The organism is Halorhodospira halophila, assembly GCF_016653405.1.
Lineage (GTDB): Bacteria > Pseudomonadota > Gammaproteobacteria > Nitrococcales > Halorhodospiraceae > Halorhodospira > Halorhodospira halophila_A.
In genome coordinates this window covers 1-12,228 of record NZ_NHSN01000021.1, presented here as the reverse complement: position 1 = coordinate 12,228, position 12,228 = coordinate 1, and the positions used below count along the sequence as shown (strand labels likewise).

General features: G+C 67.1%; 14 protein-coding genes and 1 tRNA gene. 12 read left to right on the top strand and 3 right to left on the bottom strand.

Features of this window, described 5'->3' with window-relative positions; translation table 11 throughout:
• Nucleotides 1-15: 15 nt before the first annotated feature.
• The 5 genes from CCR79_RS13830 to minE all read left to right on the top strand — a co-directional run bounded on the left by CCR79_RS13830 (nucleotide 16) and on the right by minE (nucleotide 4,404).
• Nucleotides 16-525, top strand: coding sequence for a methylated-DNA--[protein]-cysteine S-methyltransferase (locus CCR79_RS13830; protein WP_345941491.1), 510 nt, complete (start codon nucleotides 16-18; stop codon nucleotides 523-525).
• Nucleotides 526-628: 103 nt separating this feature from the next.
• Nucleotides 629-2,530, top strand: coding sequence for a molecular chaperone HtpG (gene htpG, locus CCR79_RS08590; protein ID WP_201170924.1), 1,902 nt, complete (start codon nucleotides 629-631; stop codon nucleotides 2,528-2,530).
• 11 nt (nucleotides 2,531-2,541) lie between these two features.
• The gene (minC, locus tag CCR79_RS08585; protein ID WP_201170921.1) at nucleotides 2,542-3,282 is read left to right on the top strand and encodes a septum site-determining protein MinC; all 741 of its coding nucleotides are present in this window, start codon (nucleotides 2,542-2,544) and stop codon (nucleotides 3,280-3,282) included.
• A gap of 22 nt (nucleotides 3,283-3,304) precedes the next feature.
• A complete protein-coding gene (gene minD, locus CCR79_RS08580; protein ID WP_201170918.1) occupies nucleotides 3,305-4,114 on the top strand; it encodes a septum site-determining protein MinD in 810 nt (269 codons plus the stop codon).
• 8 nt (nucleotides 4,115-4,122) lie between these two features.
• Nucleotides 4,123-4,404 carry a cell division topological specificity factor MinE gene (gene minE, locus CCR79_RS08575; RefSeq protein WP_011814375.1) on the top strand — a complete coding sequence of 94 codons (282 nt, stop codon included), beginning with the start codon at nucleotides 4,123-4,125 and terminating at the stop codon, nucleotides 4,402-4,404.
• A 78-nt stretch (nucleotides 4,405-4,482) separates the two neighbouring features.
• On the opposite strand, the gene CCR79_RS08570 is transcribed toward minE, so the two are convergent.
• Together CCR79_RS08570 and gloB are read right to left on the bottom strand one after the other, a co-directional pair.
• Nucleotides 4,483-6,108, bottom strand: a complete 1,626-nt coding sequence (locus tag CCR79_RS08570; protein ID WP_242510880.1) for a lytic transglycosylase — start codon at nucleotides 6,106-6,108, stop codon at nucleotides 4,483-4,485.
• Nucleotides 6,109-6,200: 92 nt separating this feature from the next.
• Complete coding sequence (gene gloB / locus CCR79_RS08565; RefSeq protein WP_201170915.1) at nucleotides 6,201-6,968, bottom strand: hydroxyacylglutathione hydrolase; 768 nt, start codon at nucleotides 6,966-6,968, stop codon at nucleotides 6,201-6,203.
• A gap of 147 nt (nucleotides 6,969-7,115) precedes the next feature.
• Here gloB and CCR79_RS08560 point away from each other — a divergent pair, with 147 nt between their 5' ends.
• From CCR79_RS08560 to CCR79_RS08530, 7 genes are all read left to right on the top strand, one after another.
• On the top strand, nucleotides 7,116-7,847 hold the full coding sequence (locus tag CCR79_RS08560) for a class I SAM-dependent methyltransferase (RefSeq protein WP_201170911.1): 732 nt from the start codon (nucleotides 7,116-7,118) through the stop codon (nucleotides 7,845-7,847).
• Nucleotides 7,844-8,293, top strand: a complete 450-nt coding sequence (rnhA, locus tag CCR79_RS08555; protein ID WP_201170908.1) for a ribonuclease HI — start codon at nucleotides 7,844-7,846, stop codon at nucleotides 8,291-8,293. The genes CCR79_RS08560 and rnhA overlap by 4 nt, the downstream gene beginning before the upstream one ends.
• An 80-nt stretch (nucleotides 8,294-8,373) precedes the next feature.
• A complete protein-coding gene (locus CCR79_RS08550; protein WP_201170905.1) occupies nucleotides 8,374-8,649 on the top strand; it encodes an HU family DNA-binding protein in 276 nt (91 codons plus the stop codon).
• 12 nt (nucleotides 8,650-8,661) lie between these two features.
• Entirely contained in the window at nucleotides 8,662-8,994 is a 333-nt protein-coding gene (locus CCR79_RS08545; RefSeq protein WP_201170903.1) for a hypothetical protein, read from the top strand.
• Between the two features lie 218 nt (nucleotides 8,995-9,212).
• The gene (gene glnA / locus CCR79_RS08540) at nucleotides 9,213-10,628 is read left to right on the top strand and encodes a glutamate--ammonia ligase (RefSeq protein ID WP_201170901.1); all 1,416 of its coding nucleotides are present in this window, start codon (nucleotides 9,213-9,215) and stop codon (nucleotides 10,626-10,628) included.
• A gap of 163 nt (nucleotides 10,629-10,791) precedes the next feature.
• Nucleotides 10,792-10,868: transfer RNA gene (locus CCR79_RS08535), tRNA-Met, on the top strand.
• Nucleotides 10,869-10,956: 88 nt separating this feature from the next.
• Nucleotides 10,957-11,169, top strand: coding sequence for a hypothetical protein (locus CCR79_RS08530; RefSeq protein WP_201170899.1), 213 nt, complete (start codon nucleotides 10,957-10,959; stop codon nucleotides 11,167-11,169).
• A gap of 51 nt (nucleotides 11,170-11,220) precedes the next feature.
• Here CCR79_RS08530 and CCR79_RS08525 read toward each other — a convergent pair whose 3' ends face one another.
• Nucleotides 11,221-12,072 carry a hypothetical protein gene (locus CCR79_RS08525; protein WP_201170897.1) on the bottom strand — a complete coding sequence of 284 codons (852 nt, stop codon included), beginning with the start codon at nucleotides 12,070-12,072 and terminating at the stop codon, nucleotides 11,221-11,223.
• Nucleotides 12,073-12,228: the final 156 nt, after the last annotated feature.

Genomic DNA, 12,228 nt, shown 5'->3' with positions numbered 1-12,228 from the left:
GCCGGGCCGAGGGCCGTGAGCAGTGGTCCCGCTCCGCACGGGGTGGCACGGCTCGGTGGCCTCTGGCTGGGGGTGTTCCTGGACGCGCAGGGGCGCGTGGCCCGTGTGGCGGTCTCGGTGAATGCTCTCGCGCCGGCACCGGACGAGACCGCTGATCCGCAGGCCCTTCGCGTGGTGCGCTGCCTAGAGTCGTGGGAGCAGCACCCCGCCGGTCCGGCGCGGCTCCCGCGGGCGCCGGCCGCTACCCCGTTTCAGGCGTGCCTGCGTGACGCCCTGCTCGAGCTGCAGCCGGGGCAGACGGTTTCCTACGGGGCGCTAGCACGGCGTCTCGGGACCTCTCCGCGTGCCGTCGGTGCCGGGTGCCGGGCCAACCCGCTCCCTCTGCTTGTCCCCTGCCACCGGGTGGTGGGGCTTCGGGGCAGCGGTGGTTACGCCGGTGCCCGACAGGGCCATTTGACGCAGTTCAAGGCGTGGTTGCTGGAGCGCGAGCAACGGGCGTCGGCGCCTCGCGGTCCGTCCCCTTGAAAAGCCGCGCAGAAGGTCCCACATCCGGACGACGCAGGCCGTCGACGCCGTGCTCCGGCGCGCGGATCCACGTGTTCAACGAGAGGAGGAGGGGACCCCACCCATGAGCGCAGGTACGCAGAGCGAGACCCTCGAATTCCAGGCCGAGGTTCAGCAGCTGCTGAGCCTGATGATCCACTCGGTGTACTCGAATCGGGAGGTCTTCCTCCGCGAGCTCATCTCCAACGCTTCGGATGCCATCGACAAGCTCCGCTTCGAGGCACTCCAGCAAGAGGCCCTCTACGAAGGCGACCCTGAGCTCAAGATCCGTGTCGACTTCGATTCCGAGGCACGCACCATCACGGTGGCGGACAACGGCATCGGCATGAGCCGCGACGACGTGATCGAGAACCTCGGGACCATCGCCCATTCGGGAACCCGCCGTTTTCTCGAGCAGCTCACCGGTGATCAGCACAAGGACGCGCAGCTGATCGGGCAGTTCGGGGTCGGGTTCTACTCGGCCTTCGTGGTCGCCGACCGGGTCGAGGTCTACACCCGCAAGGCCGGCGCGCCCGCGGGCGAGGGCGTGCGCTGGGTATCCGACGGCCAGGGCTCCTACACGGTAGACACCATCGAGCGCTCCGGACGGGGGACGGCCGTGGTGCTGCATCTGCCCGAGGCGCAACAGGAATTCTGTGACGGCATGCGCCTGCGGCAGATCATCCGCAAGTACTCCGATCATATCTCGGTGCCGATCGAGATGCCCGTGCCGAGCACGGCCTCGGACGACGACTCCGGCGAAGGGGCGGAGGAGCCAGGCCGGGAAATCGTCAACCGGGCCTCGGCGCTTTGGATGCGGCCGAAGAGCGAGGTCTCGGACGAGGACTACCGCGAACTCTACAAGCACGTTGCCCACGACTTCGACGATCCCCTGACCTGGATCCACAACCACGTCGAGGGGCGGCAGTCCTACGTCTCGCTGCTCTACATTCCCAAGCGGCCGCCGTTCGACCTCTACGAGCAGAAGCCCGCGCACGGGGTCAAGCTCTACGTCCGGCGGGTGTTCATCACCGAGGACACCGAGCACCTGCTGCCGCGCTACCTGCGTTTCGTGCGGGGCGTCATCGATTCCGATGACCTGCCGCTGAACATCTCCCGCGAGATGCTCCAGCACAACCCGATGATCAGCTCGCTGCGCTCGGCCTCGGTCAAGCGTATCCTCGACCGTCTCGAGCGCATGGCCAAGAACGAGCCGGAAGATTACGCCGCGTTCTGGCAGGCCTTCGGCCGGGTCTTCAAGGAGGGCGTTGCCGAAGATCCCGGTAATCGGGAGCGCATCGCCCGGCTGCTGCGCTTCTCCTCGACGCACGAGGAGAAAGAGACCCCCGACGTGAGCCTGGACGACTATGTCGCCCGGATGAAGGAGGGCCAGGAGAAGATCTACTACGTGACGGCGGAGAGCTTCAACGCCGCGCGCAATAGCCCCCACCTGGAGATCTTCCGGCGCCACGGTATCGAGGTCTTGCTCTTGCCAGATCCGGTGGACGAGTGGCTGGTGGCCCACCTGCATGAGTACGATGGTAAGCAGCTGGCCTCGGTGGCCAAGGGTGAGCTGGACTTGGAGGCCCTTGGTGAGGAGGGCGACAAGGAGGCTCGCGAGGAGAAGGAGCAGGCCTGCCAAGAGCTGTGCCAGCGTCTGCAGGCGTCCCTGGGGGAGCGGGTCAGCGAGGTTCGGGTCAGCCACCGGCTGACGGACTCGCCGACCTGCCTGGTGGTCGGCGAGTATGACTTTGGCATGGGCATGCAGCGTCTGCTGCAGGCTGCCGGCCACCAGCTGCCCACCGGCAAGCCGGCGCTGGAGATCAACCCGGATCACTCGGTGATCGAGCGGCTGGGGGCAGAATCGGGGCAGCGCTTCGAGGACTGGGCCCTGACCCTCTACGAGCAGTCCCTGCTCGCCGAAGGCGGGCAGCTTGAGGATCCGGCGGCCTATGTCCGGCGTGTCAACAACCTGCTGGCCGGCTGAAGAGGGTGACCATGGCATCAAGACCCCCGGATGCATCGTCGTCGGAGGCCTTCGAACTCAAGGGACGCATGGCGACGCTAACGGTGGTCCGGGTCCTGACCACCGATGTCGATGCCCTGATCGGGCAGTTGACCGCAAAGCTCGAGGAGGCGCCCCGCCTGCTGCGCGGGGCGCCTATGCTTCTCGATCTCGATGGGGTTGACGGCGGGGCGCTGGATCTGCAGCGTCTGACCCGCGAGATGCGGGCTCTGGGCGCGGCCCCCGTGGCGGTGCGTGGTAACGGTGTGGATCCGGCGCGGCTCGAGTCCGCCGGGCTGGGGGTGTTGCCTGCCGAGGAGGAGCGGGACACCGGCGGGCAGGCGGTTGGACGGCCTGCGCGGCGCGAGGCCACACCTGCCCCGTCGGCTACCGCGCCCGCGCCCACACGGGTGATCGAGACGCCGGTGCGCTCCGGGCAGCAGATCTATGCGCGCGGAGGCAGTCTAGTGGTGCTCGGTCCGGTGGGACCGGGGGCCGAGGTCCTGGCCGACGGCGACATCCACATCTATGGTGCGCTGCGAGGCCGCGCACTCGCCGGGGTGCAAGGCAACGCCGGGGCGAGTATCTTTTGTCAGGGACTGGAAGCGGAGCTGGTCTCCGTGGCCGGCGAATACCAGGTCAATGAGCGGATCGCCACCGATCTGATCGGCCGCCCGGCTCGCGTCCACCTGGATGAGCACTCGGGCCTGCGGATTGAGGCCTTCGGAAAATAGTAATCACGACGGGGGAGCACGCGTGTCGAGGATTGTCGTCATAACATCCGGCAAGGGCGGGGTCGGCAAGACGACCACGGCTGCCTCGCTGGCGGCCGGGCTCGCCAGGGCCGGCCATCGGACCGCGGTGGTCGATTTCGATGTCGGCCTGCGCAACCTGGATCTGGTGATGGGCTGCGAGCGCCGGGTGGTGTTCGATTTCGTTAACGTGATCAACGGGGATGCGCGGCTGAATCAGGCCCTGATCAAGGACAAGCGGCTGTCGAACCTGTCGATCCTGCCGGCGTCTCAGACCCGGGACAAGGACGCGCTGACCCCGGATGGGGTCGAGCGCGTGCTCGATGAGTTGCGGGCGGAGTTCGATTACATCATCTGCGATTCGCCGGCGGGTATCGAGCGTGGGGCGCATCTGGCCTCGTATCACGCCGATGACGCCATCGTGGTGACCAACCCCGAGGTTTCCTCGGTGCGCGACTCCGACCGCGTCCTCGGGTTGCTTGCCAGCCGGACGCGGCGGGCGGAGCAGGGCGACGATCCGGTGCGGGAGCATCTGCTGTTGACCCGTTACGATGCGCAACGGGTCAAGAAGGGGGACATGCTCAGTGTCGAGGATGTCCAGGAGATCCTCGCCATCAATCTGCTCGGCGTGATCCCGGAGTCGCAGTCCGTGCTCAATGCATCGAACGCCGGGATTCCGGTGGTGCTGGAAGAGGGCGAGGACGCCGGGCAGGCCTACGACGACGCCATCGCTCGCTACCTGGGCGAGGATCGGCCCCACCGGTTCCTGCAGGCGGAGCGCCGCGGGCTGTTTGGCCGGATGTTTGGAGGTTAATGAAGGCTATGGGGATCGCCGACTACTTTCGTGAGCGGCGGCGAAGCCGGCGCGGCAGCGCCAGCGTCGCCAAGGAGCGGCTGCAGATCATCGTCTCCCATGAGCGGGCCGAGCGTGGCGGACCGGATTACCTGCCTATGCTGCGTCAGGAGCTGCTGGAGGTGGTTCGCCGCTACGTGACGGTCGACCCGGACGCGGTGCGGGTGGATGTCGAGCGCGACGGGCCGCACGAGGTGCTGGAGCTGAACATCACCCTCCCGGAGCGCGAGGAGGAGGGGGCGCAGCGCTGACGACGGCTGCGCCGCGGTGCCCGGAGCCTCAAGGCCCCAGCGCCTGGCCTTGGGCCAACACCTGGTCCCACTGTGCTGCTAAAGGCTGCTGCTTTGCTGCGTAACGTCGACTTCCAGCTTCAGCTGGTCCCCGGGATGTAGATAAGAGCCTTCCGAAATCCCGTTCCAGCGCTTGATATCCCCGACGTTAACGTTGAAGCGCTGCGCAATCCGGGCCAGCGAGTCCCCCTGGCGGACCGTGTAGGTGACCGACTGGGTGCTGCTGTCGCCGGGACCGCCGGCGGCCTGCATGACGTCTCCCTCGACCCAGACGACCAGTTCCTGGCTCGGCCGCAGGGTGTCCCCGGGCGCCATCCCATTCCAGCGTGCCAGCTCCTTGACCCCGACATTGTAAGTGCGGGCGATGTCCCACAGCGTCTCGCCCGCCTGCACCGTATGCTCGCGCCGTTCGCCCTGGCGCTCCCGATTCTGCAGCGCCTCCAGGCGATTGGCAGCGCTCAGCGAGTACTCGCTGGGCGGGCGGCTGGAGACGGGGACGTAGAGGTGGTCGCCGGCGCGCACGGTATCGCCGCGCAGCCCGTTGATATCCCGTAGCAGCTCGACGGTGACGTTGTACTGGTTGGCGACGTGGGTCAGTGTCTCGCCGGATTCGATGCGGTGGCGGCGCCACTCGACAAAGTCCTCCGGGTCCATGGCGGCGAGTTCCCGCTCGAACCGGTCCGCGTTCTCCTTGGGGAGTACCAGGCGATGCGGCCCTTCCGGGGCCGTGGCCCAGCGGTTGAGACCGGGGTTGAGGATGTAGAGCCGGTCGATGGAGATATCGGCGAGTTCGGCGGCCAGCGCCAGGTCGATCTGGCGGTCCGCCTCGACCACCCGGATGCGCGGCTTGTTGGGGATGTTTGGCAGTGCCACGTCGTGGGCCTCGGGATCCTGAAGGATATCCCGGATCGCCAGTATGCGCGGGACGTAGCGCATCGTCTCGGCAGGCAGCTGCAGGTTCCAGTAGTTGGGGTCCTTGCCCTCGGCGCGGGCTCGCTGTATAGCGGCCCGCACGTTACCTTGGCCGGCGTTGTAGGCGGCCATGGCCAGCAGCCAGTCGCCATCGAACGCCTCGTTGAGCCGCTCCAGGTAGTCCAGGGCCGCGTCCGTGGAGGCAACCAGATCCCGTCGGCCGTCGTACCAGTAGTTCATCTCCAGGCCGAAGAAACGTCCGGTACTCGGGATGAATTGCCAGATGCCGGCTGCCCGACCGTGGGAGTAAGCGAAGGGGCGGAACCCGCTTTCGACGATGGCGAGCGCGACCAGTTCGGCGGGGAGATCGCGCTCCTCGAGCTCGTCGAGGATGTAGTGAAGGTACGGCTCGGCCCGCCGGCCGACCGCCTCGAAATAGGCATCGCGGCCCGCGAAGAGCTGCAGTTCGCGCTCGACCCGTTCGTTCTCGTAGCGGTCGATCCGGAACGAGGTGCGCAGCCTGTCCCAGACCTGCAGGGGGTAGTCGGGTACGGTGCGGGTGTAGTGGCCGGGCTGGTAGTCATAGTCCGGTGTCAGTTCGAAGGGGCGACCCAGGCCGGCTTCCAGGGTTTCGGTCTCCAGGTCCCGCACCCAGGCCGGGATGGCCCGGCCGTCCGCTTCCGGACCGTGCAGATCATGGACAAAGGTGCGCGAGTCAAAGCTGGTGCAGGCGGTGACAGAAAGCGCGGTCAACGCTCCGGCAGCTGTCCGTTTCACGTCCACGGTCATGCCCCCAAGGTCCGGGTTGTTGTTCTTGATTGCTCGGTACCGGCGGTGGCCGGGCCTCAGCTGGCGTCTTTCCACTGCCGCAGCGCGGCGAAGACGTGATCCGCCTGCTCCAGGTCTTTGCCGCACCAGTCCTGAGCCGAACGGCGCAGCTCCGGGCGATCCGCGCGCAGGAACGGATTGGTGGCCAGCTCCTCGGCCAGCGTCGACGGGACCGTAGGCTGTCCCGCGGCGCGGGCATGCCGAGCCGCCTGCAGGCGCTGGGCCAGCCGTTCGTTGTCCGGATCAGCCCGGTGGGCGAATTCCAGGTTTTTGACGGTGTATTCGTGCCCGCAGCAGACCCGGGTATCGGCCGGCAGTCCGGCGAGGCGCTGCAGGGAGGCGTGCATCTGCCCGGCCGTGCCCTCGAAGACTCGGCCGCAGCCCCCGGCGAAGAGGGTGTCGCCACTGAACAGGTGGCCGTCCCAGAGGTAGGCGATGTGCCCGGCCGTGTGCCCGGGGCAGTCCAGTACCCGGAAGTCACCGAAACCATCCAGGGCGAAGTGATCCCCGCCGGAGACCGGGTGGTTGACAGCCGGGATCGCCTCACCAGCGGGGCCGAACACGGGCACTTGGTGCCGTTCGGCCAACTCCGCCACGCCGGCGGTGTGATCGCCGTGGTGGTGGGTGACCAGGATGCCGGCAAGGCGAAGGCGGTGGTCGTTCAGCCAAGCCGCGACCACCTCGGCGTCGCCTGGATCCACGGCGATCGCGGCGGCGCCCGCGTGGTCCCGGGCCATCCAGATGTAATTATCGGCAAGTGCCGCGAGGGGTTCGGCGCTAATCATCGCCGAGCATCCTACCGTGTCAAGCCCGTGCGGCAAACCCCCCGCGGCCGCAGCGTTTCTTCGGGGCGCCGGAGGGGGCGAGCAGATGAGTTCAGTGCAGTCCTCGGGTAAGGTTGGACCTGAAAGAATGCGCGCCACGGGGGGCATATGCAAAACCTTCACGCCTGGTACGGCACACCGTTGGGGCAGCGGGTCGGTGCTGCCGAGCGCGGGGCCGTGGCCGACGCCCTGGCGCATTTGGGGATTGGTGATACGGTCTGCATCGGTCCGGTTGCCCATCCGTTGCCTTTGGCCCCCACCGTCCGGCAGTGGCGGGTGGGGCCCGGGGGCGATCTAGTGGCAACCCCCCAGCAGCTGCCGTTTCGCGGCCACAGCGTCGATGCCGTGATCCTCAGTCACGTCCTCGAGTTCGGTGAAGAGCCGGCGGCCGTGCTTTCCGAGGCGTACCAAGTGCTGGCCCCCGAGGGGCGGTTGGTCGTGCTGACCTTCAATCCGTTGGGGTTGTGGGGCGTTTGTCGGTTGTGGGGTTGGTGCCGGTCATCCCGGGCCCCGTGGCGCGGGCGGCAGTGGCCGGCGTCCAGCGTGGGGGTCCACCTGCGGCGTTGCGGGTTCGAGACGCTGGCGCGTCACTCGCTCTGTTTTCGGTTGCCCATGCAGGGTGAACGCCTGCAAAAGCGACTGGATCCGTGGGAGGATAGGCTCCGCCGGCTCGGGCGCTTTGCCGCCGGCGTACAGATGACCGTAGCGGTGCGGCGGGAGCCGGGATCGCTACGGGGGCATACCCTGGTCGAGCGCGTGGGTCGAGGGGCTCGCGTCGGTGCAGCGCATCCGGCGGGACGGGTCCGCGTGCAGGCCCTGAATCGAGGAGGCAGTGCGTGACCGAGCAGCGCGGTGTGGTCGAGGCATTCACGGACGGCGCGTGTCGGGGCAATCCCGGCCCCGGTGGGTGGGGCGTGCTGCTGCGCTACGGCGAGCATGAGCGTGAACTCTACGGCGGGGAGCCGGAGACCACCAACAACCGCATGGAGCTCACCGCGGCGATCCGGGCCCTGGAGGCCCTAGAGCGGTCCTGCCGCGTGGTTCTGACCACCGACTCGCAGTACGTGCGCCGTGGGATCACCGAGTGGCTGGACGGCTGGAAGCGCCGGGGGTGGCGAACTGCCTCGCGCAAGCCCGTGCTCAACCAGGATCTGTGGCAGCGGCTCGATGAGCTGGCGGCCTACCATCGGGTCGAGTGGCGCTGGGTGCGCGGCCACGCCGGTCACGCCGAGAATGAACGCGCCGATGCCCTGGCCAATCAGGGGATCGACGAGCTGGTCGCCTAGGTCCGCTGCCCGTCCCCGGCGGGCCTGGGCTAGAATCGGAACGCCCAATTCCCAACCTGTAACAAACCGGAGATTAGCGCATGAACAAAGCCGATCTGGCTGACAAGGTCGCAGCCGAAACCGGGGTCTCCAAGCGTGTCGCCACGGATGCGGTCAATGCTGTCTTTACGGGCATCGAGGAGAGCCTGGCGAGCGGGGAGGATGTCTCGATCCCCGGGTTTGGCAAGTTCGCCGTGGTCGCGCGCCCCGAGCGGCAAGGGCGCAACCCGCAGACGGGGGAGTTGATCGACATCCCCGCCGGCATGAACGTCCGCTTCAAGCCTGGGGCGCCGCTCAAGCGTTCGGTGGATCAGTAACAGGAGGTCGCCATGTCCCGTCGGCTTCGGCGTTGGGTCGGAGCAGGGTGCCTGGGGATTGCAGGCGCCCTGATGGCCGCGTGCAGCGGTGGTGACGCTGGCACGCTGGCTGCCGATTACTGCGACTACATCCGCAACGCCGACGACATGCCCTTCGAGCAGCAGCAAGAAGCCATCACAGCGCTCGACGAGCGTTACCAGCGCAAGGGCATTCGCGAGAGCAGCATTCGTGTGGCGATTCAGCGCGAGTGTCCGGATGCCCTGGCCGAGCACGATGTCCGTATGCTGGGCGTGCTCGGCGAGATGCTGCGTGAGACGCGAGACGAGCTACAGGAACTGCGATAGCGCCTGGCCCCGGGAGAGCCCCTCCCGGGTCGCACTATGAGAGTGCGCACTCGTGCCCGGTTGCATCACGATTGTGCAATCGGGCGTCCATCCCGCTCGGCTGCACCATCATAAGGCCCCGTCTGGGCGGGAATCCCGGAAGCTGGCACAGGGATTGCTAACACCTTCGTGAGCCCCAGCTGGGGAACATTGATTAGCCGATTCGGAGGTGGAACCCCATGGCTGCAACCGGTAAGGACGTACTCAAGCTCATCAAGGATGAGGACGTGAAGTTCGTCGATCTGCGCTTCACCGACACCCGCGGCAAGGAGATGCACGTGACCTTGCCCGTCTCCCAGGTCGACGAGGATCTGTTCGAGCACGGCAAGATGTTCGATGGCTCCTCCATCGACGGCTGGAAGGGGATCCAGGAGTCGGACATGATCATGCTCCCGGATCCAGAGAGCGCCGTCCTTGATCCCTTCACCGATGAGCCCACTCTGAAGCTGGTCTGCGACATCCTCGAGCCCAGCACCCTGCAGGGCTACGACCGCGATCCCCGCTCGGCCGCCAAGCGGGCCGAGGCGTACCTGGCCTCCACCGGGATCGGGGACAGTGCCCTGTTCGGCCCCGAGCCGGAGTTCTTTGTTTTCGACGACGTCCGCTGGGGCGCCGATATGAGTGGCTGCTTTTACAAGGTGGACTCCGAGGAGGCCGGCTGGAACTCCGAGCGCGTTTACCCGGATGGCAACATCGGCCACCGCCCCGGCGTGAAGGGCGGTTACTTCCCGGTCCCGCCGGTGGACTCGCTGCACAACATCCGCGGTGCCATGTGCCAGGCGTTGAGCGACATGGGCCTGGAGCCGGAGGTCCACCACCACGAGGTGGCCACCGCCGGGCAGGGCGAGATCGGCACCAAGGCTCGCACCCTGGTCAAGAAGGCCGACGAGCTGCAGACGCTCAAGTACTGCGTGCACAACGTCGCCCACGCCTACGGCAAGACCGCCACCTTCATGCCCAAGCCCCTGGTGGGTGACAACGGCAACGGCATGCACGTCCACCAGTCGGTGTCAAAGGGCGGCAGCAACATCTTCACCGGCGATCAGTACGGCGGCCTCTCGGAGGAGGCGCTCTACTACATCGGCGGGATCATCAAGCACGCCAAGGCGATCAACGCCTTCGCCAACGCCTCGACCAACAGCTACAAGCGTCTGGTGCCGGGCTTCGAGGCGCCGGTGCTGCTCGCCTACTCGGCGCGCAACCGCTCCGCTTCGGTGCGGGTGCCCTACGTCTCGAGCCCCAAGGCGCGGCGTATCGAGGTGCGCTTCCCGGACTCCACGGGCAACCCGTACCTGACCTTCGCCGCCATGCTCATGGCCGGTCTTGACGGCATCCGCAACAAGATCCACCCCGGCGAGGCGATGGACAAGGACCTCTACGACCTGCCGCCGGAGGAGGAGAAGGAGATCCCCAAGGTCGCCTTCCAGCTCGATCAGGCGCTGGAGGCGCTGGACAACGACCGGGAGTTCCTCAAGCAGGGCGGGGTCTTCTCCGACGACCTGATCGACGCCTACATCGAGCTGAAGATGGAGGAGGTCACGCGCCTGCGCATGACCACCCATCCGGTGGAGTTCGACCTGTACTACAGCGTCTGAGCCTCCCCGGGGCGGTCGTCGGGCGGGGCGCAGGCCCCGCCCGGCGGGCGTTGCGCCTCGGCAGATCGTTTTTCGGCGCGGCCATCCGGGCCGCCGCCTCTCCGGTCGTGCGTCACGATGAATTGACGCTCGGCTCCCTGGTGCCTAGAATGCGCCTCACCATTGCGGGGTGGAGCAGTCAGGTAGCTCGTCGGGCTCATAACCCGAAGGTCGCAGGTTCAAATCCTGCCCCCGCTACCAGTCAGTCATCGAGACGAACCCCCGCTCAGCGCACACGTGCAGTGTCCGCCGATCGGGGGTTCTTTTCGTTTCAGGGAGTGCATGACCGATGGCGGAATCTGCTGCGAGACGGGGGGCGGTGCCGACTTGGCTGATGGTGGTTGCCTATCTGAGCGCCGTGCTATTGCCCGTGGTAGGGCTGTTGTTGGGGATCTATCTAGGGTATCGGCGGGTATTGCTCCATGCCTTCCTGGTGGTCGGCTTGAGCACCATTGCTTCGTTTCCAATGTACCAGTATGTCTACCCGATGGTTTTGGGTTGACCGGCCGGCGGCGGCCGGTACGCCGGGTGCTGGCCGCCGCCCCAAGCCAGTCTAGTAGAGCACCAGGTCCTGCCCCCAGCCGCCGAAGACCTCCAGCACATCTTCCAGCTCCTCGTCGATCCGCTCCTCCAGGCCGCTGCGGTCACCGAAGGCCTCCAGGACCGCGTCCGGGCAGCTGATGATCTTGTAGGGAAAGCTCCCTTCCCCCGGCCGGCCGAAGTAGAGGGAGACCCCCTCCAGCTCCCCGTCGAGGAATTCGATGTAGTCCAGCGTATCCAGCTCATCGAGGAAGAACCGGTAGCTGTGTTCCGACCAGACCACGTACCCCCGCTCCCAGTCGTCCTGGGGGGTGGACGGTGGTGCAGCGGCACCGGCCAGGTTCGGATTCTTCAGTTGGCGCAGATACTGGCGTAAGGCGCGCAGATCGCCGAGCCGGACCTCGCGGTCGCAGGTCTCGCGCAGGGCGCGGAAGTAGCCTGTGGCCGCCTGGTTGATGAGCGCCGCCACGATCAACAGCCGGCGATAATCGGGTACATCGGGGTCGATCACCTCCAGATCGCTCCGGGCGCCCAGGACATCGCCGAAGATCGGGTCCATGAGCTGGTGCAGGGTGTAGCCCCAGAGGACGATGGCGCCGATCGTCAGGCCCAGCAGCGCCACCCCCACCGCCTCTTCGCTGGCGTTCATGAACGCGGCGATCTGGGGCTCGTGGCGGGTCGCCAGCACCAGGACAGCGGCAACCCCCAACGCGCCAAGGAACAGCAGGGTGCGCTCCCGGGCCCGCACCTGCATGCGCTCCTGGAACGCCCCCAGCTCCTCCTGCTCGGGGGGATCGCTATCGGCCACGCGGTCGGCGTTGAAAGGGCCTTCCGGGTGCGGGGGGCGATCGTAGCGCTTGGCCATGGGCGGCTCCTTGGTACCTGGAACGGGCGACATTCTACAGTCTGCCGCGGGCGGAGGCCGACGGCGCGTCCGCGCGGCGGGGTCTGCGCTTGGCAGGGTGGCGACGGAGAATGTCTGCCCGACGAGGACGCCCTCAGGCAATGGCGAGGATTGTCG

Bases quoted from the DNA above. Each gene is read 5' to 3' on its own strand.
- CCR79_RS08545 (WP_201170903.1), top strand. From the start codon at position 8,662: ATGTCCCGTCGGCTTCGGCGTTGGGTCGGAGCAGGGTGCCTGGGGATT.
- glnA (WP_201170901.1), top strand. From the start codon at position 9,213: ATGGCTGCAACCGGTAAGGACGTACTCAAGCTCATCAAGGATGAGGAC.
- minE (WP_011814375.1), top strand. From the start codon at position 4,123: ATGGGGATCGCCGACTACTTTCGTGAGCGGCGGCGAAGCCGGCGCGGC.
- CCR79_RS08525 (WP_201170897.1), bottom strand. From the start codon at position 12,072: ATGGCCAAGCGCTACGATCGCCCCCCGCACCCGGAAGGCCCTTTCAAC.
- CCR79_RS08550 (WP_201170905.1), top strand. From the start codon at position 8,374: ATGAACAAAGCCGATCTGGCTGACAAGGTCGCAGCCGAAACCGGGGTC.
- minC (WP_201170921.1), top strand. From the start codon at position 2,542: ATGGCATCAAGACCCCCGGATGCATCGTCGTCGGAGGCCTTCGAACTC.
- CCR79_RS08530 (WP_201170899.1), top strand. From the start codon at position 10,957: ATGGCGGAATCTGCTGCGAGACGGGGGGCGGTGCCGACTTGGCTGATG.
- gloB (WP_201170915.1), bottom strand. From the start codon at position 6,968: ATGATTAGCGCCGAACCCCTCGCGGCACTTGCCGATAATTACATCTGG.
- htpG (WP_201170924.1), top strand. From the start codon at position 629: ATGAGCGCAGGTACGCAGAGCGAGACCCTCGAATTCCAGGCCGAGGTT.
- CCR79_RS08560 (WP_201170911.1), top strand. From the start codon at position 7,116: ATGCAAAACCTTCACGCCTGGTACGGCACACCGTTGGGGCAGCGGGTC.